The organism is Ramlibacter aurantiacus (assembly GCF_016722895.1).
GTDB lineage: Bacteria > Pseudomonadota > Gammaproteobacteria > Burkholderiales > Burkholderiaceae_C > Ramlibacter > Ramlibacter aurantiacus.
Genome location: NZ_JAEQNA010000001.1, coordinates 1642881 through 1666930, shown reverse-complemented (window position 1 = coordinate 1666930; position 24050 = coordinate 1642881). Strand labels below are relative to the sequence as shown.

23 protein-coding genes and 1 tRNA gene are annotated in these 24050 nt (G+C 67.1%); 16 read left to right on the top strand and 8 right to left on the bottom strand.

Going from position 1 to position 24050, the window contains the following annotated elements; genetic code table 11:
• Positions 1 to 27 precede the first annotated feature (27 nt).
• Positions 28 to 738 (bottom strand): type 1 glutamine amidotransferase domain-containing protein, encoded by a 711-nt coding sequence (locus JI739_RS07800; protein WP_201683227.1) that lies wholly within the window; start codon positions 736 to 738, stop codon positions 28 to 30.
• Positions 739 to 937: 199 nt separating this feature from the next.
• Positions 938 to 2122, bottom strand: coding sequence for a sensor histidine kinase (locus JI739_RS07795; RefSeq protein WP_201683226.1), 1185 nt, complete (start codon positions 2120 to 2122; stop codon positions 938 to 940).
• Positions 2123 to 3011: 889 nt separating this feature from the next.
• Between JI739_RS07795 and JI739_RS07790 the strand changes: the two genes are divergently transcribed.
• The 12 genes from JI739_RS07790 (at position 3012) to JI739_RS07735 (ending at position 12087) form a co-directional block, all read left to right on the top strand.
• On the top strand, positions 3012 to 4325 hold the full coding sequence (locus JI739_RS07790) for a tyrosine-type recombinase/integrase (RefSeq protein ID WP_201683225.1): 1314 nt from the start codon (positions 3012 to 3014) through the stop codon (positions 4323 to 4325).
• On the top strand, positions 4322 to 4768 hold the full coding sequence (locus JI739_RS07785; RefSeq protein ID WP_201683224.1) for a hypothetical protein: 447 nt from the start codon (positions 4322 to 4324) through the stop codon (positions 4766 to 4768). Before JI739_RS07790 ends, JI739_RS07785 begins: the two co-directional genes overlap by 4 nt.
• 100 nt (positions 4769 to 4868) lie before the next feature.
• A complete protein-coding gene (locus tag JI739_RS07780) occupies positions 4869 to 5105 on the top strand; it encodes a hypothetical protein (RefSeq protein WP_435531592.1) in 237 nt (78 codons plus the stop codon).
• A gap of 286 nt (positions 5106 to 5391) precedes the next feature.
• On the top strand, positions 5392 to 5649 hold the full coding sequence (locus JI739_RS07775; protein ID WP_201683223.1) for a hypothetical protein: 258 nt from the start codon (positions 5392 to 5394) through the stop codon (positions 5647 to 5649).
• The gene (locus JI739_RS07770) at positions 5649 to 6083 is read left to right on the top strand and encodes a hypothetical protein (protein WP_201683222.1); all 435 of its coding nucleotides are present in this window, start codon (positions 5649 to 5651) and stop codon (positions 6081 to 6083) included. The genes JI739_RS07775 and JI739_RS07770 overlap by 1 nt, the downstream gene beginning before the upstream one ends.
• Positions 6080 to 7672, top strand: coding sequence for a YfjI family protein (locus tag JI739_RS07765; RefSeq protein ID WP_201683221.1), 1593 nt, complete (start codon positions 6080 to 6082; stop codon positions 7670 to 7672). The genes JI739_RS07770 and JI739_RS07765 overlap by 4 nt, the downstream gene beginning before the upstream one ends.
• A gap of 716 nt (positions 7673 to 8388) precedes the next feature.
• The gene (locus JI739_RS07760) at positions 8389 to 8730 is read left to right on the top strand and encodes a hypothetical protein (protein WP_201683220.1); all 342 of its coding nucleotides are present in this window, start codon (positions 8389 to 8391) and stop codon (positions 8728 to 8730) included.
• Positions 8727 to 8927, top strand: coding sequence for a hypothetical protein (locus JI739_RS07755; RefSeq protein ID WP_201683219.1), 201 nt, complete (start codon positions 8727 to 8729; stop codon positions 8925 to 8927). The genes JI739_RS07760 and JI739_RS07755 overlap by 4 nt, the downstream gene beginning before the upstream one ends.
• A gap of 3 nt (positions 8928 to 8930) precedes the next feature.
• Positions 8931 to 9347: a hypothetical protein gene (locus JI739_RS07750; protein WP_201683218.1), complete on the top strand. Its 417-nt coding sequence runs from the start codon at positions 8931 to 8933 to the stop codon at positions 9345 to 9347.
• An 80-nt stretch (positions 9348 to 9427) separates the two neighbouring features.
• Positions 9428 to 10561, top strand: a complete 1134-nt coding sequence (locus JI739_RS07745; protein ID WP_201683217.1) for a phage major capsid protein — start codon at positions 9428 to 9430, stop codon at positions 10559 to 10561.
• Positions 10562 to 10733: 172 nt separating this feature from the next.
• Entirely contained in the window at positions 10734 to 11060 is a 327-nt protein-coding gene (locus tag JI739_RS07740; protein ID WP_201683216.1) for a hypothetical protein, read from the top strand.
• 256 nt (positions 11061 to 11316) lie between these two features.
• Positions 11317 to 12087: a hypothetical protein gene (locus JI739_RS07735; protein ID WP_201683215.1), complete on the top strand. Its 771-nt coding sequence runs from the start codon at positions 11317 to 11319 to the stop codon at positions 12085 to 12087.
• A 120-nt stretch (positions 12088 to 12207) separates the two neighbouring features.
• On the opposite strand, the gene JI739_RS07730 is transcribed toward JI739_RS07735, so the two are convergent.
• From JI739_RS07730 to JI739_RS07705, 6 genes are all read right to left on the bottom strand, one after another.
• Positions 12208 to 12283 (bottom strand) — tRNA-Thr (locus JI739_RS07730).
• Positions 12284 to 12329: 46 nt separating this feature from the next.
• Complete coding sequence (locus tag JI739_RS07725; protein WP_201683214.1) at positions 12330 to 13334, bottom strand: class 1 fructose-bisphosphatase; 1005 nt, start codon at positions 13332 to 13334, stop codon at positions 12330 to 12332.
• A gap of 25 nt (positions 13335 to 13359) precedes the next feature.
• Positions 13360 to 16002 carry an aminopeptidase N gene (gene pepN, locus JI739_RS07720; protein ID WP_201683213.1) on the bottom strand — a complete coding sequence of 881 codons (2643 nt, stop codon included), beginning with the start codon at positions 16000 to 16002 and terminating at the stop codon, positions 13360 to 13362.
• 9 nt (positions 16003 to 16011) lie between these two features.
• Positions 16012 to 17116, bottom strand: a protein-coding gene (gene prfB / locus JI739_RS07715; RefSeq protein WP_201683212.1) for a peptide chain release factor 2 whose coding sequence is annotated in 2 segments (ribosomal slippage) — positions 16012 to 17034 and positions 17036 to 17116 — 1104 coding nt in all. Because the reading frame shifts where the segments join, the coding sequence is not laid out codon by codon here.
• A gap of 229 nt (positions 17117 to 17345) precedes the next feature.
• On the bottom strand, positions 17346 to 18170 hold the full coding sequence (locus tag JI739_RS07710) for a DUF2927 domain-containing protein (protein WP_255520171.1): 825 nt from the start codon (positions 18168 to 18170) through the stop codon (positions 17346 to 17348).
• Between the two features lie 180 nt (positions 18171 to 18350).
• Positions 18351 to 19262 (bottom strand): alpha/beta fold hydrolase, encoded by a 912-nt coding sequence (locus JI739_RS07705; RefSeq protein ID WP_201683210.1) that lies wholly within the window; start codon positions 19260 to 19262, stop codon positions 18351 to 18353.
• A 25-nt stretch (positions 19263 to 19287) separates the two neighbouring features.
• Here JI739_RS07705 and JI739_RS07700 point away from each other — a divergent pair, with 25 nt between their 5' ends.
• The 4 genes from JI739_RS07700 (at position 19288) to JI739_RS07685 (ending at position 23994) form a co-directional block, all read left to right on the top strand.
• Entirely contained in the window at positions 19288 to 21054 is a 1767-nt protein-coding gene (locus JI739_RS07700) for an acetate--CoA ligase (RefSeq protein ID WP_201683209.1), read from the top strand.
• 66 nt (positions 21055 to 21120) lie between these two features.
• Entirely contained in the window at positions 21121 to 22398 is a 1278-nt protein-coding gene (locus JI739_RS07695; RefSeq protein ID WP_201683208.1) for a glycerate kinase type-2 family protein, read from the top strand.
• Between the two features lie 17 nt (positions 22399 to 22415).
• Positions 22416 to 23477, top strand: a complete 1062-nt coding sequence (locus JI739_RS07690; RefSeq protein WP_201683207.1) for an aldo/keto reductase — start codon at positions 22416 to 22418, stop codon at positions 23475 to 23477.
• 10 nt (positions 23478 to 23487) lie between these two features.
• A complete protein-coding gene (locus JI739_RS07685) occupies positions 23488 to 23994 on the top strand; it encodes an aminoacyl-tRNA deacylase (RefSeq protein ID WP_201683206.1) in 507 nt (168 codons plus the stop codon).
• Positions 23995 to 24050: the final 56 nt, after the last annotated feature.

Genomic DNA, 24050 nt, shown 5'->3' with positions numbered 1-24050 from the left:
CCACTGAAAGATCAGCTGGACGGCCATTCAGTTCGCCGCGGTGCCCTGCCTGGTCGTGCTCGCTTGCAGCACCTGCAACAGGGCCTTGGCGGCCTCGGCCGACGAGGCGGGATTCTGGCCGGTGACGAGCAGGCCGTCGGTGACCACGTGCGACTGCCAGTCAGCGCCCTGGCTGTACTGGCCGCCGTTGGTCTTGAGCATGTCCTCGACCAGGAATGGCACGACGTCGGTCAGCCCCACGGCCGCTTCCTCGCTGTTGGCGAAGCCGGTCACGCGTTTGCCCTTCACCAGCGGCGTGCCGTCGCGGGCCTGCACGTGGCGCAGCACGCCGGGCGCATGACACACGGCGGCGACGGGCTTGCCCGCGGCCAGGGTGGACTCGATCAGGGCGCGGGAGTCCTGACTCTCGGCCAGGTCCCACAGCGGACCGTGGCCGCCCGGATAGAACACGGCATCGAAGTCGTCGGCGTTCACCGAAGCCAAGGGCCTGGTACGGGCCAGGGCCTGCATCGCGTCCTGGTCGGCGCGAAAGCGCCGGGTGGCCTCGGTCTGCGCATCGGGCTCGTCACTCTTGGGGTCGAGCGGCGGCTGCCCGCCCTGGGGTGACGCGAGCACCAGCTCAGCCCCGGCGTCCTTGAACACGTAGTAAGGCGCGGCCAGTTCCTCGAGCCAGAAGCCCGTGGGCTTGCCGGTGTCACCAAGTTGGCCGTGCGAGGTGAGGACCAGGAGGATCTTCATGGGGACACCCTTTGCGCGGAAGTGAAGGGTACCGATGGTAGATAGCGGCGGACGGCTGGGTTTGTAGGCGTCAGCGCCGCGCCGACCAGCGCACGGTCGACCAAAGCCTGCCTCGCAACGTGTGGCGCTCACCTTGGCTGTCGGCCCTGAGCTGCTGTGCGCGAAAAGGGACTGTGCGGACGGGCCGTCCTATTTTTCCCTACTGCGGCTTCGTGGAGAGCTGGGGATTTGTAGCCCGTCTGTCAGCTGCCAACGGCGGAATGCGTGGCAGCCGCACGGAAAAGGTGGTTTGTTCGTCGTCCGACACCAGTTCAACCACGCCACCGTGCGCCACGGCGATTTCCTTGGTGATGTAGAGGCCCAGGCCCAGGCCGGACGAGCCGGCCCGCCTCTCCGCTTCGACGGTCGGGCTTTGGCGCAGCGGAGTGAACATGTTCTCTCGTGCTGCCGCAGGGATTGGCAGGCCCGCATTAGTGACCCGCACACGCACATCGTGGTTGTCGCCGTCCACGAAGACCGTCACGGGCTCACCTGCGGATCCGTGCTGAACCGCGTTTGCAATGAGATTGGCGAGCATCTGTCCGACCCGGGCGCAATCCCAACGGCCGGACAGGTCCCCTTCGCAAGTCAGCGCTATCGTGCTGTCGGGGTGCAATGCCGCGAGCTCAGTGACGATGTTTTCCGTGATGACTGCGAAGTCTGCTGGGATGGGGGTAATGGGAAGCGCCACACCAAATGCAGTCTGGGTGAAGTCGAGGATGTCCCTCACCATGCCTCGCATGCGCTCGGCGGCCGTCAAGATGCGCGCGACGGCCTTCGTCTGGCCACCGGTGAGCGTGTCGGCCCGCAACAGGTACTGCGCACTCATCTGAACCACACCCAGGGGCGTGCGCAGGTCATGCCCGAGAACACCGAGCAGGAGGTTGCGCGAGTCATCGACCTTCTTCGAGTACAACGAGGCCGACTCCGAGAGCGCCTGGTCCATGCTCTCGCCGAAGCGGGTGAGTTGTTCCAGGTCTTCGCTGCACGCGTCGTGAATGTGCTTGGTCCACCTCCGGATGACGGATGCACGAAGTGCGCGGAACTCCGACAGCAGGTCGTCCAGTGAAAATCCCTGGTCAAAGCGTTGTTCGGCGTGTCCGCGCGCGATGCGCGTGACGTTAGGCGCGTTCTCCGGCTTGTTCCCTTGGGCTTTGTCGTGCTGGTCGCTCTTCTCCTGAGACTGCTCCATGTCAGCCGCGATCGCGAGCAAGAGCACTTTCGCGTGGTCCGCAAGTTCGCGGTGGGTGAATGCGTGAGATGCAGGGAGCCTGGTATGTGCGAAGGCTGCCCACTCGTCGACGATGGGGTCTACCTGCTGTGCCAAGAAAAAGCCGATGTTCATGACTGCTCGCCTGATGTCCCGGTCCAAGATCGAACCGGGCGCTGTTTATGCCAAAGGCCGGATTCTCGCGCCTCCTCCTGACTCATCAAGAGCGAGCGCACCGGGCGGGCACGACGGCAGAGTGATCGCGCCTCGAACTCACCAGACGGTCAAAACGTGAGTTCCCGCGCTGCAACGCCGGCTGCTTGACGCAAATACCGCCATGCCGGCGCCTCCCATGCCTCGTGGATGGTGACCCCGCTGCGGCAGCCATCTCCAGCTTGCGTCCGAAGGTTGGAGGCACGTCAATCACATCGCCGACGTTGCGCAGCTCGGAGGCCACGCAGATCGATTGTCCACGCCATTGGGCAGGCGAACCTGCGGCGTCATCACGCCGGATACCTGCTCGTCGCTGCCCACCGTGGTCGACGGCGCTGGCAGAACCGGCACCGGCACGAACGCTGCCGCCTGCACAGCGAGGTCGGCGACCGCACTGCGCGGACGGCGGCCATGACCATGCTCTCGCAGCCAGCGTCCTACTCGGTTGGCGTTGACGCCGCACGCGCGCGCCAGGCGCGACACCGAGGCACCGGGCCGCAGGCAACAAAAAAGCCCGCTCCAGAGGAAAACGGGCTTGTCTTGAGGCTTGGTGAGATGACCTGAATGGGTCAGATGGTGCCGGAGAGAGGAATCGAACCCCCGACCTTCTCATTACGAATGAGCGACAGGTAGTGTTTGGGTCTGTTGATCTTCGCTGCTAGACTCTATGCAAATCAACAACTTGCCTGGATCGAACTGTATGCATGTCCAGGTGGTCTGTTGATCTGAATTCGGCAGTTTCCCGGTTTTTCTCTTACATCCGCCGTTACATCGGCAGCCGATGTAAAGAGCCGGCAGCAGGAGGTGGTCTATGGCGCGCGTGAAGTTCACTGCAGGACGGGTCGGAGGGTTCGCGTGCCCGCCCGAAAGGCAACAGGCTTTCTTGTGGGACGAGCAGCAGCCCGGCCTCGGGTTGCGTGCCACGCCGAACGGCCGCCCGGCGTTCGTCTTCCAGGCCATCTACCAAGGCAAGACCGTGCGGGTGACTATTGGCGATCCAGACGCCTGGAGCATCGCAGAGGCGCGCGCAAAGACAAGGGAACTGCAGCGCGAGATCGACGAAGGGCGAGACCCGCGCAACGTTAAGCGGGCGGAGATCGCCGCCACGGTGGCCGAGCGGGATGCGAAGAAGGCTGCGAAGGCGCGCGCTGTCACAGTAGGCGACGTGTGGCCGGTGTACCTGCAGGAGGGCAAGCCCAAGCGCCGGGATGCATGGAAGCCGCGCTACCGGGCCGACCTAGAGGCCATGGCGCTGCCCGGTGGCGAGAAGAAGAAGCGTGGGCAGGGCACCACGCGACCAGGGCCGCTGCATCCGCTGATGGCGATGCGGCTGGATGCGATCACGGAGGACCGCCTGAAGGACTGGTTTGATCGTGAGGCCCGCGCCAGCAAGCACCAGGCCGCGCGGGCGCTGATGATGTTCCGCGGCTTCTTGCGCTGGTGCGCCACCAAGCCCGAGTACCGGACGCTGGTGGATCGGGACGTCGGGCGTGCGCCCGCCATCGTGGAGGCGTTGCCGCAGGTGAAGAAGCGCCAGGACTGCCTGGAGGCGGCGCAGGTTTCGGAGTGGTGGCAAGCCGTCGCGCAGCTGCCGAACGTCACCGCCAGCGCCTACTTGCGCGCGCTGCTGCTGACCGGTGCCCGCCGGGAGGAAGTGGCGTCGCTGCGCTGGGCGGACATTGACATGCGCTGGCGCAAGCTGCGGCTGGCCGACAAGGTGGACGCGACGCGCACCATCCCGCTGTCGGACTATCTGGCCGAGTTGCTGGCCGAGCTTCCGCGCCGCAGTGAGTTCGTGTTCGCGAGCGCCAGCAAGACCGGGCGCATTGCGGATGCCCGCAGCAGTCACGAGCGGGCGCTGGGAGAAGCGGGGATCACCGGCCTGACCATCCATGGCCTGCGCCGCTCGTTTTCGCTCCTAGGCGAGGCTGCCGGCGCGCCTGCTGGGGCCATCGCGCAGGTCATGGGTCACAGGCCGAGCGCCACGGCCGAGGGCTACAGGCCGCGCAGCGTGGACGCATTGCGCCCGTTCCTTCAGCAGATCGAGACACACATCCTGAAACTGGCGGGGGTGGAGATCAAGCGGGCGGACAAACCGGGCAAGTTGAGGGCCGTGACGTCATGACCGGCGCCGTGCCTGGAACAGCCGCTTACTTCGCGCGCGGTCGGCTGGTGCAGCAATTCAATGACGCCGTCAGCCTGTACAACACCACGCGTGACGGCCGGCACCTATGGCGCGCGTTCCTGGTGCTCCACGATGCCGGCGAGCCACTACCGCCGGACCTGCTCGCGCACTTCGCGGAATGGGCGCGCGGTGTGCTCGCTGCCGATGGATCACGCGAGATTGCTGCTGCACTGGAGCTCGCCGGCGACGACAAGAACTACAAGGGTCGCAAGGCAAGTCAAGCGGCCAAACGCGATCAGAGCCTCGCGAGACTTGTGCACGAGCTTCGAACGGTTCACGGTGTCAGCCTTACCCGAGCATTCGCAGTGGTCGCGCGGGACCGCGGTTTGAATGTGCCGACGGTGAAGAAGGCCTACTACGGGGTGATGCGCAAGACCCCATGATGGGGTTGGTACGGCTTTCCACTCGTTTGGGTAACACGCTCCTCATGCGAATGATGGGGCTCCATACATCGGCATTCGCCGGTGTTTTGGAGAAGCCCAAGTGGAAATCAAACCGACGCCCGCCGCGATGCCGGCAACCTGGGTGCAGTACCCACCGCTGGAGTCCGTCACTCGCCCCAACGTAGAAACGGCGGCCGCCGCCTTCTACCTAGGCCGCCAGCCGCAGACGCTTAGGGTCTGGGCCTGCAATGAGAACGGGCCTCTGCGTCCGATCCGCGTCCATGGGCGGCTCGCCTGGCCGGTGGCAGAAATCAAGCGCGTGTTGGGGGTGAAGTGATGCACCCCGCCGACAAAGCACCCACCCAGGTGCCCGAAGGCCCCGGTGGTGCGGGGCCTTGCGCAGGGGAAGCCAAAGGAAACTGTCCCGACATTGTTCCTAGCCGCGACGCGGAATGCAAGGAGCGCGCTCGCTGGTTCGCGAAGTTCGCGCAACGAGGCATGTCCGTTTTCGAGCTCGCCGGCGGCGGGTATCTCGTGGTGCATCCCGCATGGGGCATGACTCGCGAATGCCCTGACTTGGCAGCGTTGGCCGCGTCCGGCCGAATGGTGCTCGGGGGGCAGGCATGAACCATGACTTCTACCCCGGTGTGCGCCTCGTGACGCACGGCACCTACAGCATCAGGGCCGATGACGGGCGCGTGTGGGGAGTGATGTACCGAGTTGATGCGCTCAATCGCCTACAGACGCTCTCGCCCGGACCCAGCCCTGCGGACTTGAAGGCCGACCCTGCTCTGCGTGCCGCAGTCGAGGCCTGCAAGCGCGACTTCCTGCGCCGAGAGCAAGAAGCCGAGCGCGAGTCGCAACCGCGGAGGACATGGTGATGGTGATGACACCCATCGAGCGCGTCCTGGGGCGTTTGGAGAAGCCGCGCCAACGCCAGCCGGGCCAGTGGAGCGCCCGCTGCCCCGCCCACGCTGACAAGGGACCATCCCTCAGCATTCGTGAGACATCCGACGGCGTGGTGCTGCTGCACTGCTTCGCCGGCTGCCTCCCGTACGAAGTCACGGAGGCGATGGGGCTGGACCTTCCAGACCTGTTTCCCGAGCGTGACCGTCGCCCTGCTACCGCGCCGAAGAAGCTTGCTCGCCTACTGACCGCCGGTCAAGCCTTGGAGCTCCTGGATGCCGAGAGCAACCTCGTGGCGGTTGTCGCGGGCAACATCGGATACGGCAGCGCGATCACCAGCGAAGACCGCCAGCGGGTGATCACCGCGGCCGCCCGCATCGCGTACCTGCGGCAGGAGGTGATGGCATGACTTGCGCCGAGAACCAAGTCGATGAGCAGATCGCTGGCCAGGGTGGTCGTGAGGCCGTTCTGGCGCGCGAGAAGATCATCCCGCAGCCGCAGTGGCCTGAGCCGCGCGAGATCAAGGCCGACTTGCCGGCCGCGCCCAAGTTCGACGCGTCCGCACTCCTGCCGGAGGTCCTATCCGATTTCGTGATGGACGAGGCCGAGCGGATGCCGTGTGCGCCGGACTACATCGCGGCCGCGCTGCTGGTCGCACTCGGTGCGGCGGTGGGCGCCAAGTGCGCACTCAAGCCAAAGAGGCGAGACACCTGGCTGGTAACTCCGAACTTCTACGGGGGCGTGGTCGGCGATCCTTCCCAGCGGAAGACACCGGCCCAGAACACGGCGCTGCAGTTCCTCGATCGACTGGAGGCGAAAGAGTCGGAGCGCCTCGAACAGCGCACTCGTACCTACGAGGCGGAGCTTGCTGCATACGAGGCGCACCAGGCAGCACTCAAGGCCACGATGAAGCAGGCTGCTACCGGCAAGGGCGACTCCAAGAAGATGGACGCCGCGATCGCCGACCTTCAGACGCTCGCGAAACCCGAGCAGCCCCGTGCGCGTCGGTTCAAGAGCAACGATGCCACGACCGAGAAGATCGGCGACCTGCTGCAGCACAACCCGCACGGGCTGCTTGTGTTCCGCGACGAGTTGATCGGCCTGCTATCGAGCTGGGACCGGGAAGGTCGAGAGGGGGACCGAGCGTTCTACCTTGAGGGCTGGAACGGCACCAGCAGCTTTTCCATTGACCGCATCGGCCGCGGCAGCCTGTTCCTCAAGTGCCTATGCCTGTCGGTGTTTGGGGGGATTCAGCCTGACCTTCTGGAACGGTACCTCTCGAGCATCGCGCACAGCATGGACAACGACGGGCGCATTCAGCGCTTCCAAGTTTTGGTGTTCCCTGAGCCGGTGCCATGGGAATGGCGCGACCGCCCCCCGAACAAGGGCGTCCGTGAGGCCGTGCGGGACGTGTTCGACCGCCTCGCAGGATTCGATCCCGTGCAGGACGGCGCCGCCCCAGCCAGCGAGTTCGCCAAGCTGCCGCACTTCGAGTTCGACGACGCCGCGCAGGCGCTGTTCATCGAGTGGTCTACGACGCTGCACCGCGACTGGATGGTGCGCGAAACCAATCCGCTGATGCAGCAGCACCTGGGCAAGTACGACAAGCTGTTCTGCGGCATCGCGCTGGTCCTGCACCTCGCCGGCGGGAATGTCGGGCCGGTGCAGGTCGAGAGTGCGCTGCGCGCCGCGGCCTGGTGCGAGTACTTGGCCGGCCACGCCCGGCGCATCTACGAGATGGTGGAAGCTGCTCGCGTTAGCACTGCGAGGATGCTGGGCCGACGCCTGGCCGAGGGGAAGCTCGACGACCACTTCACCGCCCGCGACGTCTGGAAGAAGACCTGGGGCGGCATCAAGTCCACCGCCGATGCCGAAGCGGCACTTGCCATCCTTGAAGACCACGGCTGGATTCAGAGCTACGAGTCCCAAGACCACCAGCCTGGCCGACCGACTACCCGGTACATCGTGAATCCGTCGGTTCGTGGGGGTGCAGCATGACGTCCTGGGTCGAGCGCGCAAAGGCGCACTTTTCACAAAAGGACCGGGAGGCAACCCCCGAAACCCCCGAAAACCCTGTTTCGGGAGTTTTGGGGGGCCGTTCCTGCCCTTCGACAGCAGCCGTCGAACAGGTTTCGGGTGTTTCGGGGGCATCTACCCCCGACGTTCTGGAAAACGTGGTCGAAGAGGCTGTGTCAATGCAGGAGTTGATGCATGCCGCGATGCGCGCGTGCGACTTCTGGAATGACGGACCCGACGCCCGGGCTCAGATGCGAGCGGACGTTCTGAACACGCCGGAGCACTTGCGCACCGACTTGCTCGATCACCTGCAACGCACATACAGACGGAGGGACGCATCGTGATGGCGACTGTCTGCTACTACATCGCCTTGCTGGCGCTGCCCCGAACGAACTGCGTGACTAGCGGGTCAAGTAAGCCCCAACACCGAGCAGAGCAAAGCCGACCAGCCACCACAGACGGCGGTGCGACTTGCGCCGTCCTCCGCCGGAGTGCGATCGTGCGAACTTGGCTCGCAGCTCGCGTGCTTGGCGTTCCTTCACGGCATCCGGCAATCGGTATCGAGCGCTCATTCCTCAAGTTTAGGCGCGCATGGTTTTGGAGGCTGGCAGCCCGTGCTTTCACCATTTTCCGAACGGTTGAGCTAGCGCAAGGGCGCGGCCCGAATAAACCCGCATCGGACCCTGTCAGGAGGACCCATGAAACCTGACAGCCTGGTGCACTTGGCATGGCACCTCGGGGTCGCACCCAGCAACATTACCAAGCTAGCCCGCCGGGGCATGCCTACCGATGATGTGGAGGCCGCACATGAATGGCGCGCCCGCAACGTCGGCGTCTACATCCGCGCAAGGCCTGGGGAGACCGACCTACTGCGCGAGGCGAAGACCCTTGGAGTTGCCGCGGTTGGAAGACCGGATGCGGTCGAAGCCCTCCGCAATCACTACTTGTCTTTGCCGTACCACCTGCAGCTGCGCGTTCGGCTGCCGATGGCCGCCTGGGACGCACTGACAGGCTTCACCCCCGACGGGAATGCGCAATGAGCCGCCACCCGCATGTCGTGATGCTGCCCGCCCCGGCTGGCGCCGAGATCGTGGGACTGCTGCCGGTCCCGGGCCGCACGGAAGAACCCGTGCGGCGCCTGCCAAACGAGCGGCTGGAACAGATGCTGGTTCGAGCGCGGCAAGCCATGCGCGGTGCCGGCGTCGTGCTGGTGCGGCCGCTGCTACGCGGGGGATGAGCCATGCAGTGGTTCGCCACCGTGATCCTGGCCGGTGATGACGACCCCATTCCACCGGAGGCCGCAGCGGTGATGGCCCGCGGCCTGCGTGCATGGGCGAGGAGCGGCCGGTGTGGCATCAGCCTGCCGCGATTCATGGGCTTGCCCAGTAACCCCGAGAAGGCGCGGCTGCGGCTGCGCGACGACTACCTGCGCGAGGCCGCGGCGGCGCTGGAAATAGACCGCCCGTGGCAGAGGGCGACCGCGCTCCATGAGGCAGCCCGCCGGTTCATGCGCCACGAGTGGCTTTGCTGGTGCGACTTGGACGCCCCACCGGCCCATGCGAGTGTGGTGGACCACTGGCTGTTCCTGGCAACTAAAGCCGCGGGCGGAGAGCTGCCAGAAACGGCCCGCCGGATGGACCAAATCGTCAACGTCTGAAGCACTTCCCGCTCTGCGCTTCAGACCGATGGCGCGATCCTTCAAGCATCCAAACACCCCCACCTTGGAGGACTCCCAAGATGCAGACGCCCCAGCCCACCTTCAAGCAACTCACCCAGCGCACGGCCGACGAGATCGCCAGCCACCGCCGTGTGCTCGGAACCACCGAGTACGCGCTAGACCTGCGCGAGTTCATCGCCTCGCGCATCCCGAACTTCCGTCAGCCGGACCAAGAGGCACTTGCCGCCTTCGCGAAGGTGAACGAATCAGTCCGCCAGCGTAGCGGCGAAACCGCCCTGGGCACCTGGCTGCCGCTCGCCGGACTGACACGGGATCTGACTGCGACCACCGCCTCTAGCCTGGTGACAGGCACGAAGGGCAGCGATGCCGCCGGCGGCCTGCTGCCCGCGTCCGCGGTGCTTGGGGGCGGCGCGACGGTGCTGAGCGGGCTGCGCGGCACCGACTACAGCATTCCCACTGTCGGCGCCGATCTGGACATCGCCGGCGGCTGGATCGACGAGGGCGAGAGCATTCCTGCGATTGACCCGTCATTTGGCTTGGCAAGCCTCACGCCGAAGGTGCTCGCGGTGCAGGTCGTGGTTAGCCGCCGCCTTCTCATGAACGCCACCGTCGATGTCGATGCCCTGATCCGTCGCGAGCTGGCCCTGCGCATCGGCCATGCCATCGACCTGGCCGCGATCAACGGCGACGGCGTCAAGCAGCCGCTGGGCCTCTTACGCGCATCGGACCTCGATGTGATCGCCGCGGGTACGAACGGCCTCGCGCCCACCTACGCGCATGTCGTGGATGCCGAGTACCGCGTCGCGACTCGTGCTGGCGCGGATGGTCAGCGTTTCAGCTGGCTCATGTCCCCAAAGCTGGCGAAGAGGCTGCGCACCACATCGCGGTTGAGCGGGCAAGATGGTTTCATCCTCGAAGGCTTGGACCTCCTCGGCTATCCGGTCCGCCTGTCGCCGCAGGTGCCCGACAACTTGACGAAGGGCACGGCCGACGGTGTGTGCAGCGCGCTCCTCTTCGGTGACATGACCGAGATCGTCGTCGGCTTCTGGGGGCCGGCCGCCGTCGATGTTCTTGTGGACGGCGTCACCCTGGCCAAGGACGCCAAGGTGCGCATCATCGCCCGCGCGATGGTCGGCGTGACGCCGCGCCGCATCGGATCCTTCGCCGCGTTCAAGGACCTGCTCGCCGCCTGAATCTGGATTTCCTCTGTGCATCGATGCGGTGCTTTCGCCCGGCCAGGTTCCAGACTGGCTGGGCTCTTTCTTTTCGGAGGTTCACATGCGGAAACGCTGTCGCCGCAAGGTCCTAGACTCTCGAGCCAATCCAATCGCGGCGGCGATAGCAGCCGCGCACTTCGATGGCGACTTGACGACCATCCGCACCTCTAATCTGCTGGCGCTGGCGGACCTGCGGACAGGCAAGGTGGACCGGAACGCAATGGTGGTGCTGGGGGCCATCGTCGGCGCGTCAGAACGGCTTGCACGCGCCGGCATCGGGCTGGAGGCACTGGCCCCCATCGCCGCCGGGAAACGCGCGCTGGCGGCCATTGCGGCTGCCGGTGGGCTGGCGGAAAACGATGCCGCGATTTCCGCGGTGCTTGAAGTGCATGCCTGGTATGAGTCGCAGCTCGACGCCGCCACGCCGGCCGATGTGGCACGGGCGCTGGCACCCTATGTACGGTTGCCTCGATAGCGTCCCGGCCTCGGAAAGACTTCCCGCCTCAGCCTTGACGTGTTAGAGTTTTCTTATGAAGGCGCTAAAGAGCAAGCTCGGTAAGGCCTTACTGGCAGACCCCAAAGCCAGGGACGATCTGCGCAATTTCTTGGTTACTGCCCCACTTCCTGCTGGAAGGGGAGGAATGGCCCCGGTGGTCATTGAGGTGCAGACCGAACAGGGCAAGCGGAGGGTTACTCCTGTCTTGGTTCCGAGATCATCGGCCTAAAGACGGATGAATGTAGCGCTGCCCGCGCTCATCCTCTTTGCGCTGCTGCTCCCCGGATTCGTTTTTCGATCTCGCTTGAAGCGAGCAGAGCGAACTTCGCTGGACTTTTCACCCTTCGGGTTAGTCGTCACCGAGGGCGTTCTCACGGCCATGGTGTTGCACTTGCTGTGGCTTGGGGCGGCTGCTCTTTGCACGTCCTATCGCGTAGACACTGAGGTGCTCCTCAGATTGGCCTCGAGTGATGCCGCCTCTCAGGCGCTCGCATCAAGAGAGATCGCCAGAAGCGACCACCTAATCGGCTTTTATTTTGCGTCGCTACTAGCATTCAGCTATCTCGGGCCGACTGTGATCCGGCTCGCGGTGACTAAATGGAAGCTGGATCGGGCTGGATCTCCACTCAGCCCGTTTCTTCGCTTCCACGATGCCCCGTGGTACTACCTGCTCACAGGTGCAGACTTCGAGCCTGGCGAAGAGCCGGACTTGATCAGCGTCTCTGCCATCGTGGACATGGGCTCCGGCTCCACCTTGTACACAGGATTTCTCGAAGACTTCATCGTGACGCCTGAGGGGCAGCTTGATCGCCTCATACTCAGTGCGGTGACGCGTCGGCCACTGAGAACGAGTGCAGCGACGGCGGCTCGTTTCATCGATGGCGATTACTTCGTGCTCCGGTATGAAGAGGCCATCACGCTGAACATTCGCTACATCTCGCTGCCCGATGCCACAGCGACGACCTCTACTGCCCAATCGGCGCAAGGCAGTCTGTCATTGAGCTGAGTGTCGGGACCGCCTCTTCGCGGGGCCGTGCGGCGACAGGGGTCTTACATCGGCCGTTACATCACCTCCAAGTAAAAAGGGTCTGCTGCATTTTTAATAGCGGAAAACCCTTAGCTAGCTTGGTGCCGGAGAGAGGAATCGAACCCCCGACCTTCTCATTACGAATGAGCTGCTCTACCGACTGAGCTACTCCGGCGACCGAAGCCCGCGATTATAGCCAGGGGCAGGTGGCCTTCAACGCCTCAGCCAGCGTTGTGGTACGAGGTCACGCGCTCGACCTCGTTCTTGCTGCCCAGGATGACGCTCACGCGTTCGTGCAGTTGCGTGGGCTGCACGTCCAGGATGCGCTGGCGGCCGTTGGTGGCGGCGCCGCCGGCCTGCTCGACGAGCCAGGCCATGGGGTTGGCCTCGTACATCAGGCGCAGCTTGCCGGGCTTGTTCGGTTCGCGCTTGTCCCAGGGGTACATGAAGATGCCGCCGCGCATGAGGATGCGGTGTACGTCGGCCACCATGCTGGCGATCCAGCGCATGTTGAAGTCCTTGCCGCGCGGGCCTTCCTTGCCGGCCAGGCATTCGTCGATGTAGCGGCGCACCGGCTCGTCCCAGTGCCGCATGTTGCTCATGTTGATGGCGAATTCCTTGGTGTCGGCCGGGATGGTGATGCGGTCCTGCACCAGCACGAAGGAGCCGAGTTCGCGGTCGAGCGTGAACATGGCGACGCCGTCGCCCACGGTGAGCACCAGGGTGGTCTGCGGGCCGTAGACGCAGTAGCCGGCGGCCACCTGGCGGTTGCCCGCTTGCAGGAAATCCTGCTCGCTCACGGCGGGGCCTTCGGGCTTGCGCATGACGCTGAAGATGGTGCCGATGCTCACGTTGACGTCGATGTTCGACGAGCCGTCCAGCGGGTCGAACATGAGCAGGTACTCGCCCTGCGGGTAGCGGTTGGGCACCTGGTAGATGCCTTCCATTTCCTCGCTGGCCATGGCGGCGAGGTGGCCGCCCCATTCGTTGGCCTCGATCAGCACCTCGTTGGCGATGATGTCCAGCTTCTTCTGCACTTCGCCCTGCACGTTTTCGCTGTCGGCCGAGCCCAGCACGTCACCCAGGGCGCCCTTGTTCACGGCCTGGCTGATGCGCTTGCAGGCGCGCGCGACCACTTCGAGCAGCAGCCGAAGCTGCCCCGGGATGAGGCCGTCGACGCGTTGCTGCTCGATCAGGTACTGGGTGAGGGAGATGCGTTTTTGCATGAGGGCTTGCCTTCCTTGGATTGCTTTAGTCGGCCAGTGCGCGCGTGACCACCTCGCGCACGTCGTTGCTCAGGTCGGGCTTGGCCGCCACGCGGGCGATGGCCTCGCGCGCGGCGCTGCGGCAGGGTTCGACCAGGCGGCGCCAGCGGTCGAGCGCGCGGGCCAGCCGGGCGGCCACCTGCGGGTTGATGGCGTCGAGTTCGATGACGCGGTCGGACCAGAACACGTAGCCCGCCGCGTCGGTGCGGTGGAAGGCGCCGGGGTTGGCGCTGCAGTAGCTGAAGACCAGGCTGCGCGCGCGGTTGGGGTTGCGGATGTTGAAGTCCGGGTGCTGCATCAGCTGCTTGACCAGCGGCAGGATGTTGCCGCCACGATCAGGGGCGCCGGCCTGCAGCGCGAACCACTTGTCCAGCACCAGGGCGTCGTCCTTGAACTGGCCGTGGAAGCGGTCGAGCGCCTGCGCGGCCAGCGGGTGGCCGCTGGTGACCAGGGCCGACAAGGCATTGAAGCGGTCGGTCATGTTGGCCGCGTCCTTGAAGCGCTGCAGCGTCTTGCCCGGCCAGACCGGGTCGCCGCTCAGGCGCGCGGCCAGGCACAGGTGGGTGAGGGCCAGGCCAGCCAGGGCGCGACGACCGGTGGAGCGCGGGTCGGGCCGATAGGCGCCGGTGTCGTGGTGCGCCTCGTAGGCCCATTCCCAGTCGTGGCGCAGCGCGGTGGCCAATTGCTGGCGCATGGCTTCGCGCACGGCGTGGATGCGCTGCGGATCGACCACCTCGAGCTGCTCGGCGATGTAGGTTTCGGACGGCAGCGTGAGCACCAGCTCCTTGAAGGCGGCGTCGAGTTGCGGGTGTCGCAGGACGCCGCGCATGGCTTCGATGAAGGGCGCATCGAGCTCGACGTGCCCGCTGTCACGCACCGCCTGCAGCGCCCGGTGCAGCGCCAGCCGCTGCGCGGCTTCCCAGCGGTTGAAGGGGTCGGTGTCGTGCGCCAGCAGCAGCAGCAACTGCGCGTCGGTGTAGGGGTAGTCCAGGCACACCGGCGCGCTGAACCCGCGCAGGATGGAGGGCACCGGCTCGGAGGACAGGCCGCTCATCGTGAGCGTCTCGCTCTCCTGGGTGAGCACGTGAAGCCCGTTGCTGAGGGCGGCGCCCGAGGCGTCGAGCAGGCCCAGTTGCACCGGGATGACGAAGGGCTCTTTCACCGGCTGGCCCGGCGTGGGCGCACAGCTTTGCGACAACGTGAGGCTGTAGGTGCCGGAGGCGGCGTCCCATCGCGAGCGGGCGCTGAGCCGGGGCGTGCCGGCCTGGCTGTACCAGCGCTTGAACTGCGGCAGCAGGCGCGCCAGCGGCGAGTCGGGGTTGGCGTCGGCGATCGCCTGGGCGAAGTCGTCGCAGGTGACCGCCTGGCCGTCGTGCCGCTCGAAGTACAGCTTCATGCCGCGGGCAAAGCCCTCCCGGCCCACCAGGGTCTGCATCATGCGAACGAGCTCGGCGCCCTTTTCGTAGATGGTGACGGTGTAGAAGTTGTTGATCTCCAGGTACTGGTCGGGGCGCACCGGGTGGGCCATGGGGCCGGCGTCTTCGGGGAACTGCGCGGTGCGCAGCACGCGAACGTCCTCGATGCGGCGCACGGCGCGGGCCGAGGGCTCACCGGCCAGGTCCTGGCTGAACTCCTGGTCGCGGAAGACCGTGAGGCCCTCTTTCAGCGAGAGCTGGAACCAGTCGCGGCAGGTGACGCGGTTGCCGGTCCAGTTGTGGAAGTACTCGTGGCCCACCACGCTTTCGATGTTGGCGTAGTCGACGTCGGTGGCGGTGGCCTGGCTGGCCAGCACGTACTTCGTATTGAAGATGTTCAGGCCCTTGTTCTCCATCGCGCCCATGTTGAAGTCGCTGGTGGCGACGATCATGAAGCGCTCCAGGTCGAGCGGCAGGCCGAAGCGGGCCTCGTCCCAGGCGATGGAGGCCATGAGGGAGTTCATGGCGTGCTCGGTCTTGTCCAGGTCGCCAGGGCGCACGTACACCTGCAGCAGGTGGTCCTTGCCGCCGCGCGTGGTGATGCGCTGCTCGCGCGCGACCAGGCTGCCGGCCACCAGCGCGAACAGGTAGCTGGGCTTGCGGTGTGGATCGACCCAGCGCGCATAGTGGCGGCCGGCATCGAGCTCGCCCTGTTCGACCAGGTTGCCGTTGGACAGCAGCACCGGGTACTTCGCCTTGTCGGCGCGAATGAGCACCGAGTAGGTGGCCATCACGTCGGGCCGGTCCAGGAAGTAGGTGATGCGCCGGAAGCCCTCGGCCTCGCACTGCGTGAAGAACGAGTCGTTGCTCACGTACAGGCCCATGAGCTTGGTGTTCTTGGCCGGGGCGCAGGTGGTGAAGACTTCCAGGTCGAAGGGCTCGTGGCCCTCGGGCAGGTTCTCCAGCACCAGGTGGCTGTCTTCCAGCTTGAAGGAGGCGCCCTGGCCGTTGACCAGCACGCGGGCGAGGTTCAGCTCTTCGCCGTGAAGGCGCAGGGCCTCGGCGGGCATGGAGGGGTTGCGGCGCAGCCGCATGCGATTGAGCACGCGCGTCTTCTGGGGATCGAGGTCGAAGCACAGCTCGACGCTGTCGATCCAGAAGGCGGGCGGGCGGTAGTCGGCGCGGTGAATCACCGCTGTCTGTCCTTCACGCATGTCGTTTCCTTAGACGCCTTGCTTGAGCGAGGCTTCGATGAACGGATCGAGGTCGCCGTCCAACACCTTCTGCGTGTTGGAGATCTCGAGGTTGGTGCGCAGGTCCTTGATGCGGCTCTGGTCGAGCACGTAGCTGCGGATCTGGTGGCCCCAGCCGACGTCGGTCTTGGTGTCCTCGAGCTTCTGCTGTTCTTCCATGCGCTTGCGCATCTCGTGGTCGTACAGGCGCGAGCGCAGTCGCTGCCACGCGACGTCCCGGTTGCTGTGCTGGCTGCGGCTGTCCTGGCACTGCACGACGATGCCGGTGGGCACGTGGGTCAGGCGCACCGCGGAGTCGGTCTTGTTGATGTGCTGGCCACCGGCGCCCGAGGCGCGGTAGGTGTCCACGCGCACGTCGGCCGGGTTGATCTGGATGTCCACCGAGTCGTCGACCTCCGGGTAGACGAATACGCTGGCGAAGCTGGTGTGGCGGCCGCCGGCCGAGTCGAAGGGCGACTTGCGCACCAGGCGGTGCACGCCGGTCTCGGTGCGCAGCAGGCCGTAGGCGTATTCGCCCTCGATCTTGATGGTGGCGCCCTTGATGCCGGCGATGTCGCCGGGCGATTCTTCCTCGACCACCGCCTTGAAGCCCTTGCGCTCGGCGTAGCGCAGGTACTGCCTCAGCAGCATGCTGGCCCAGTCGCAGGCCTCGGTGCCGCCGGCGCCGGCCTGGATGTCCAGGAAGGCATTCATGGGGTCGGCCGGCTTGTTGAACATGCGGCGGAATTCGAGCTCCTCGACCGCTTCGGTGATGCGGCGGGCGTCGGCCTCGATGGTGGCCAGGCCCGACTCGTCGCCCTCGTCCTTGCTCATGTCGTAGAGCTCGAGGTCGTCGGACAGCTCGCGCTCGAGGTCACGCAGCGTGATGACCACGCTGTCGAGCTGCTTCTTTTCCTTGCCCAGCTCCTGGGCCTTCTTGGGGTCGTTCCAGACGGCCGGGTCTTCCAGCGAGGCGTTGACGGTCCTCAGGCGTTCGGCTTTGGCATCGTAGTCAAAGATACCTCCGTAAGTCCGCGCATCGGGACTGGAGGTCGGAGAGGGTGGTGCCGATGAGGTTGATGCGTTCTGCGTCCATGAGGGGTGCGATGTTCCGTGGCTGTGCCGGCCCAGGGACAGGGCCGGCGGAAAGGCACGGATTTTCGCACGCGGGGGGCGTGCCGCAGGCCGCGGGGCCCCGGGGTTAGAAGGTGTGGAGGAATCGTCGCGAGTGCGCCGAGGCTGCTTCGAGCATCGCAGCCGTACAAGGGTACGGCGATAAGCGCAGATGCAGGATCGGCGTGCGCAGCAGATTCATCCGCACCTTCTCAGCGGAATGAGCCGAGCTGCGCCTGCGCGCGGCGGTTGCCCGCGCTGGCGGCGCGCTCGAACCACTGGATGGCCATGGTGCGGTCGGGCGGCACCGACACGCCCTGCAGGTAGGCCACGCCGAGGAAATAACCCATCTCGGCGCGACCCCAGCGGATGCCGTCCTCGGTGTGCTTGCCCGAGCGGCGCACCACGGCCGGCACGTCGCCCTGGCCGGCGGCGAAGGCCTGCATCTGCTCGAAGGTGCTGGCGAAGAAGCGGTCGCGCACCAGGGACGCGTTGGCGCGGTCGGGCCGGGTGGCGACCCATTCGTCGGCGAGCACGGCCATGGCCTCGAAGGGAGTCATGCCGCCGCGCATGCGGGGCGAGTACCAGCCGCGCAGCATGGTTCGGTCAAGTGGGGTGAGGGCGTCCACCTGGGTGGGAAAGTAGCTCAGCACGGTGTGGCCGGCGGGGTGCCCGCGCACGCCCATGACGTGCATGGCTTCGTGGTGGGCGCAGCGCCACGCGTCCTTGCTGCGCATCTGCACCGAAGCGGCCTCGATGCGCGTCTCCTGGCGGAAATTCAGCACGGTGACGCAGGGCTGGTTGTCCTCCAGCGCCTGGTTGGGCGTGACTTCGATGGTGAGGTTGGCCGGCAGCTCGGGCCGGTCGGTCACGTCGAACAGCCGCACGCCGGCTTCCTGGGTGACAGAACTCATGGCCTTGAGGATGATGTCGCGGTGCTGGGCGACGTCGACGCCGCTCAGCCGCATGTGAATGTCTGTTTCCCAGCGCACAACCCGTGTCGGCGTGCCACTCTGGTGCCAGAGCACTTCCCACATCGTCGCCAGGCTTTGCTCAACATCGGTATCGGCCCGTGAGAGGCCCGGGGCACACAACGCCGCGCTCAGCAGCAGAGCCGTCAACATCCTGCACTTCACAGCTTTACCTCAGCAATCTGAGGTTACAGCTTAGGGTAGGAGCGCTCCTACGGCAACAGGTGCGACGAGCCTACGTGCAGCTCATTGCTGATCTGTAAAAAAAGTCTCGATCAGCTGGGCCACGCGCGTCGGTTGGTCGTGGTGCAGCATGTGGCCGCAGCCGTCCACCACCGCCTGTCGCGCATTCGGTACGGCCCGCAGCCGCTGCTGGAATTCGGCCTGGGTGAACTGGTCGCGCCACCAGCCCTTGAGGCTGTCCTCGGCGGACTGCACCCACAGCACCGGGGCCTGGATGCGGCGGTAGCTTTCCAGCGTTTCGTCCACCCGGAACAGCTGCGCGCTGATGACCTTGTGGGCGGCCTGGCCCAGGATGCGCCAGCGGCCGTCGTCGCCGGGCCGCGCCCACTGGCGTGCCAGCCACTGCGCCTTGTCGGCCGACAGGCGCGGGTTGGTGCGCGACAGGCGCTCGGCCACGCCGTCGGCCGAGTCATAGGGCTTGAGTTCCATGTCGCCCCGGTGCAGCGCCTTCAGTTCGTCCATCCAGCGCGCATAACGGCCGGGTGCCTGCGAGGGGCGCGTTTCGGCCAGGCCGAAGCCTTCGAGGTTGACGAGCCGGCGGATGCGCTCGGGCCGGGCGCCCCCGTACAGCATGGCCACCATGCCGCCCATGCTGTGGCCCACCAGGTCCACCGGGCCGTGCGGCACCAGGGCGTCGAGCAGGAAGTCGAGGTCGGCCAGGTAGTCGGGGAACCAGAAGGAGTCGGCCGCCGGCCCCTCGGTCAAGCCGAAGCCGCGCCAGTCGGGCGCGATCACCGGCCGGTCCTGCTCGAAGGCGTCGACCACGAACTGCCAGGAGGCCGCGACGTCCATCCACCCGTGCAGCAGCACCACCGGCACCTCGCCGGCCGTCAACTCGCCCCACTGCTGCACGTGGTAGCGGTGGTGGCGGATCGGGATGAAGTGGCTGCGGGCCGCGCGTCGGGGTTGATACATTCGCCAAATCATAAGGAGACGAGCCATGGCAGGCAGACCGGTCCGAGACATGCACGCCAGCCTCCACGCCGGCTTTCGCTGGCAGGTGCCCCCTCGGTTCAACATCGCAAACGCCTGCTGCGGCCGTTGGGCGGCCCAGCCCGATGCCGCGCGCCGCATCGCCATCCGCGCCCACGACGCGCCGCCCGGGCGCGAGTCCCTGAGCTACGCCGAACTCCAGCAGCGGGCCAACCGGTTGTCTAACCTGCTGCGCGAACTGGGTGTCGCCGCGGGCGACCGGGTGGCCATCGTCATGCCGCAACGCTTCGAGACCGCGGTGGCCTACATGGCGGTGCTGCAGATGGGCGCGGTGGCGATGCCGTTGTCGGTGCTGTTCGGCCCGGAGGCCTTGCAGTACCGGCTGCAGGACAGCGGGGCCGTGGTGGCCTTGTGCGACGAGGCCTCGGTCAGCGCCGTGCTGGCCGTGCGCGCCGGCTGCCCGTCGCTGCGCGCCATGGTCGGCGTGGGCGCGGCCGCCCTGCGCGCCGACCTGGACTGGGAAGCGGGCCTGTCGGGGAAACCGGCCGCGTTCACGCCGATGGACACGGCCGCCGACGACCCGGCGGTGTTGATCTACACCAGCGGCACCACGGGGGCGCCCAAGGGCGCGCTGATCCCGCACCGGGCGCTGATCGGCAACCTGCCGGGGTTCGTGTGCAGCCAGAACTGGTTCGGCTTCGATCCGGCCGTGCCGATGCGATCGGCCTTGCCCCAGGGCAGCCAGGCGGTGTTCTGGTCGCCCGCCGACTGGGCCTGGACCGGCGGGCTCATGGACGCGCTGCTGCCCACGCTGTACTTCGGCCGGCCCATCGTGGCCAGCAGCCAGCGATTCAGCCCCGAGGGCGCGTTCGCATTGATGCAGCAGCACGGGGTGACGCACACCTTCCTCTTTCCGACGGCGCTGAAGGCCATGATGAAGGCGGTGCCGCGCGTGCGGGGCCGCTACCGGCTGCGGCTGCAGGCCGTGATGAGCGCCGGCGAGGCGGTGGGCGAGGCGGTGTTCGGCTATTGCCGCGAGCAGCTGGGCGTGGTCGTCAACGAGATGTTCGGCCAGACCGAGATCAACTACATCGTCGGCAATTGCGCCATGAACGGCCAGGCCACGCCAGTCTCCTGGCCGGCGCGACCCGGCAGCATGGGGCGGCCCTATCCCGGGCACCGCGTGGCGGTCATCGACGAAGACGGCCGCGAGTGCGCGCCCGGCGAAGTGGGCGACGTGGCGCTGCATCGCTTCGACGTGCACGGCCAGCCCGATCCGATCTTCTTCCTGGGCTACTGGAACAACGCCCCCGCCACGGCCGCCAAGTTCACGGCGGACTGGTGCCGCACCGGCGACCTGGCGGTGCGCGACGCCGAGGGCTTCCTCTGGTACCAGGGCCGTGCCGACGATGTCTTCAAGTCGGCCGGCTACCGCATCGGCCCGGGCGAGATCGAGGACTGCCTGCTGCGGCACCCGGCCGTGGCCAACGTGGCCGTGGTGCCCAAGCCCGACCGTGAGCGTGGTGCGCTGGTGAAGGCCTATGTGGTGCTCACCGCGGACGCGGCGGCCGAACGCGCCCGGGGCCAGGCCGCCGCGGTCGACGCGCAGCTGGCGGCCCAGCTGCAGGAGCACGTGAAGGGCCGGCTCGCCCCCTACGAATACCCCAAGGAGGTCGAGTTCATCGAGCAGCTGCCCATGACCACCACCGGCAAGGTGCAGCGCCGCGTGCTGCGGCTGCAGGAGGAGCAGCGGGCGCGCGAGGCCGCGGCCTGAGAAGCTGGGCGGCTGCAGGGGCGCTGTAAGCTTGCGGGTCCGTTGTCCCGCCGTTCATCGCCCCCCATGCATGCGCCCGACCTGTCCCTGAGTCCCGAAGCCGGCCGCGAGTTGTTGCGGTCTTTGTTCGACGAGGCGCTGCGGGCGGTCGACCCGCTGAGCTCGGTGCCGCGCCACCTGCCGCCCCGGCCACGCGGCCGCACGGTGGTGGTGGGCGCGGGCAAGGCCGCCGCGCGCATGGCACTGGCCCTGGAGCGTGCCTGGGACGGTCCCTTGTCGGGCCTGGTGGTCACCCGCTATGGCCACGGCGAGCCGTGCCAGCGCATCGAGGTGGTGGAGGCCGGCCACCCGGTGCCGGACGAAGCCGGGCAGCAGGCGGCGCAGCGCATCCGCGCGCTGGTGCAGGGACTGGGCGCCCAAGACCTGGTCATCGCGCTGATCTCCGGGGGCGGCTCGTCGCTGCTCACCGCCCCGGCGCCCGGCCTCACGCTGGCCGAAAAGCGCGAGCTCACCAACCGGCTGCTGCATTCGGGCGCGACCATCCACGAGATGAACTGCGTGCGCAAGCACCTGTCGTCCATCAAGGGCGGCAAGCTGGCGCAGGCCAGCGGGGCAGCCGCCGTCTGGACCCTGGTGGTCTCGGACGTGCCGGGGGACGATCCGCGCACCGTGGCCTCGGGCCCGACCCTGCCCGACGACTCGACCCCGCAGGACGCGCTGGCCGTGCTGCGCCAGTACGGCATCACGCCGTCGCCGGCCGTGCGACAGGTGCTGGAATCGCCCCCGGTGACGCCAGCCGCAGCGCAGCAGGGACCGCGCGAGGTGCGCGTGATCGCCACCGCCCAGGCGGCGCTCGACGCCGCGGCTGAAGCCGCCCGCGCGCGCGGCCTGCGCCCGCTGGTCCTGGGCAACGCCATCGAGGGCGAAGCCCGCCAGGTGGGCCGGGTACACGCCGGCATCGCACGGCAGGTGGCCGGCTTCGGCCAGCCGCTGGCCGCACCCGCGGTGCTGCTGTCCGGGGGCGAGACCACCGTGACGGTCACCGGCCGGGGGCGGGGAGGGCGCAATGCCGAATTCCTGCTGGGCGAGCTGATCGGCCTGGCCGGCCATCCACGCGTCTGGGGCCTGGCCGCCGACACCGATGGCATCGACGGCAGCGAATCCAACGCAGGCGCGCTGTTCGGCCCCGACAGCTGGGCGCGCGGGCTGCAGCAGGGCCTGTCGGCCGCCGACCTGCTGGCGGGCAACGACGCCTTCAGCTACTTCGACGCGCTGGGTGACCTGGTGGTCACCGGCCCCACCCGCACCAACGTCAACGATTTCCGCGCGACCCTGATCGCCTGAACACCACCATGCCTGCCATGAACCCTGTCCGGCTCGGCCAGAGCGACCTGCACGTCACGCCCATCTGCCTGGGCACGATGACCTTCGGCGAACAGGTCGGCCAGGAGTCGGCGCACGCCATCCTGGACCGCGCCGTCGAGCGCGGCGTGAACTTCATCGACACCGCCGAGATGTACTCGGTGCCGGCGCGCGAGGCCACCTACGGCGCCACCGAGAAGATTCTGGGCAGCTGGTTCCGCAGCCGCCCCGGCATGCGCTCGCGGGTGGTGCTGGCCACCAAGGTGGCCGGGCCCTCGCGCGGCATGCCCTGGGTGCGGGCTGGCAAGGGCATGACCGCGGCCGACATCGTGGCTTCGTGCGAAGGATCGTTGCGGCGGCTGAACACCGACGTGATCGACCTGTACCAGATCCACTGGCCCGAGCGCTCGGTGCCGGCCTTCGGGTCGCTCTACTACGACCCGAGCCAGGAGCGCAGCCAGACGTCCATCCTCGAGCAGCTGCAGGCGCTGGACCGGCTGGTGCGCGAGGGCAAGGTGCGCCACATCGGCCTGTCCAACGAAACGCCCTACGGCGTGCACGAATTCGTCCGCCTGGCCGAGCAGCACGGGCTGGCGCGCGTGGCCACGGTGCAGAACGTGTACTGCCTGATCAGCCGCGCCCTGGAGAACGGCCTGGACGAAAGCCTGCACCGCCTGGGCGTGTCCCTCCTGGCCTATTCGCCGCTGGGCTTCGGCCTGCTCACCGGCAAGTACGACGCGGGCGGCACCAGCGGAACCGGGGCGCCGGCCGATGCGCGCATCGCCCGCTTCGAGTCGGTGCGCAACCAGCGCTGGGGCCGGCCCGAGGCGCTGGCGGCCGCCCGCCGCTACAACCAGCTGGCCCGTGACCACGGGCTCACGCCCACCCGCATGGCCCTGGCTTTCTGCTACACCAAGTGGCAGGTGGCCAGCACGCTCATCGGGGTCACGTCGCTGGCGCAGCTCGAAGAGAACCTCGATGCCTGGGGCACGCGGTTGTCGCCCGAGCTGCTGGCGCAGATCGACCAGGTTCGCTGGGAGATGCGCGACCCGGCGAACTGACCCCGAGGCCATGGCGCGAAGCAAGCAGCCGCACGTCAGCGAGACGCCCGCGACCGCCTGGCTGCGGGCGCGTGGCGTGGCGTTCGACGAGTACAGCTACGAGTGGGTGGAGCACGGCGGCGCCCCCCACAGTGCGCAGGTGCTGGGGCTGGATCCGTTCTCGGTCGTCAAGACACTGGTGATGGAAGACGAGCGCGGCAAGCCGCTGCTGGTGCTGATGCACGGCAACCGCACGGTGTCCACCAAGAACCTGGCCCGGCAGATCGGCGCCAAGTCGGTCGCGCCGTGCAAGCCCGAGGTCGCCAGCCGCCACAGCGGCTACCTGGTGGGCGGCACCTCGCCCTTCGGCACCCGGCGGGCCATGCCGGTGTACATCGAAGAAACCATCCTGTCGCTGCCCCGGATCGCCATCAATGGTGGCCGCCGCGGCTACCTGGTCGGCCTGGACCCGCAGGTTTGCGTGCAAGGGCTGGATGCCCAGCCAGTTCGCTGCGCGCTGGCTGACGACGAGGGCTGATCGCGCCGGGGCCGGAACGGGTTCCCTGTTGCGGTTACTACCTCCGGCAGAAATGA

What these genes read in the sequence shown, in the direction of transcription:
- JI739_RS07685 (WP_201683206.1), top strand. Translation starts at nt 23,488, where the DNA reads ATGGCGCGAAGCAAGCAGCCGCACGTCAGCGAGACGCCCGCGACCGCC.
- JI739_RS07695 (WP_201683208.1), top strand. Translation starts at nt 21,121, where the DNA reads ATGCATGCGCCCGACCTGTCCCTGAGTCCCGAAGCCGGCCGCGAGTTG.
- JI739_RS07770 (WP_201683222.1), top strand. Translation starts at nt 5,649, where the DNA reads ATGGTGATGACACCCATCGAGCGCGTCCTGGGGCGTTTGGAGAAGCCG.
- JI739_RS07690 (WP_201683207.1), top strand. Translation starts at nt 22,416, where the DNA reads ATGAACCCTGTCCGGCTCGGCCAGAGCGACCTGCACGTCACGCCCATC.
- JI739_RS07765 (WP_201683221.1), top strand. Translation starts at nt 6,080, where the DNA reads ATGACTTGCGCCGAGAACCAAGTCGATGAGCAGATCGCTGGCCAGGGT.
- JI739_RS07775 (WP_201683223.1), top strand. Translation starts at nt 5,392, where the DNA reads ATGAACCATGACTTCTACCCCGGTGTGCGCCTCGTGACGCACGGCACC.
- JI739_RS07790 (WP_201683225.1), top strand. Translation starts at nt 3,012, where the DNA reads ATGGCGCGCGTGAAGTTCACTGCAGGACGGGTCGGAGGGTTCGCGTGC.
- JI739_RS07700 (WP_201683209.1), top strand. Translation starts at nt 19,288, where the DNA reads ATGGCAGGCAGACCGGTCCGAGACATGCACGCCAGCCTCCACGCCGGC.
- JI739_RS07725 (WP_201683214.1), bottom strand. Translation starts at nt 13,334, where the DNA reads ATGCAAAAACGCATCTCCCTCACCCAGTACCTGATCGAGCAGCAACGC.
- JI739_RS07735 (WP_201683215.1), top strand. Translation starts at nt 11,317, where the DNA reads ATGAATGTAGCGCTGCCCGCGCTCATCCTCTTTGCGCTGCTGCTCCCC.
- pepN (WP_201683213.1), bottom strand. Translation starts at nt 16,002, where the DNA reads ATGCGTGAAGGACAGACAGCGGTGATTCACCGCGCCGACTACCGCCCG.
- JI739_RS07800 (WP_201683227.1), bottom strand. Translation starts at nt 738, where the DNA reads ATGAAGATCCTCCTGGTCCTCACCTCGCACGGCCAACTTGGTGACACC.
- JI739_RS07795 (WP_201683226.1), bottom strand. Translation starts at nt 2,122, where the DNA reads ATGAACATCGGCTTTTTCTTGGCACAGCAGGTAGACCCCATCGTCGAC.
- JI739_RS07705 (WP_201683210.1), bottom strand. Translation starts at nt 19,262, where the DNA reads ATGTATCAACCCCGACGCGCGGCCCGCAGCCACTTCATCCCGATCCGC.
- JI739_RS07760 (WP_201683220.1), top strand. Translation starts at nt 8,389, where the DNA reads ATGAAACCTGACAGCCTGGTGCACTTGGCATGGCACCTCGGGGTCGCA.
- JI739_RS07785 (WP_201683224.1), top strand. Translation starts at nt 4,322, where the DNA reads ATGACCGGCGCCGTGCCTGGAACAGCCGCTTACTTCGCGCGCGGTCGG.
- JI739_RS07750 (WP_201683218.1), top strand. Translation starts at nt 8,931, where the DNA reads ATGCAGTGGTTCGCCACCGTGATCCTGGCCGGTGATGACGACCCCATT.
- JI739_RS07755 (WP_201683219.1), top strand. Translation starts at nt 8,727, where the DNA reads ATGAGCCGCCACCCGCATGTCGTGATGCTGCCCGCCCCGGCTGGCGCC.
- JI739_RS07745 (WP_201683217.1), top strand. Translation starts at nt 9,428, where the DNA reads ATGCAGACGCCCCAGCCCACCTTCAAGCAACTCACCCAGCGCACGGCC.
- JI739_RS07710 (WP_255520171.1), bottom strand. Translation starts at nt 18,170, where the DNA reads ATGTGGGAAGTGCTCTGGCACCAGAGTGGCACGCCGACACGGGTTGTG.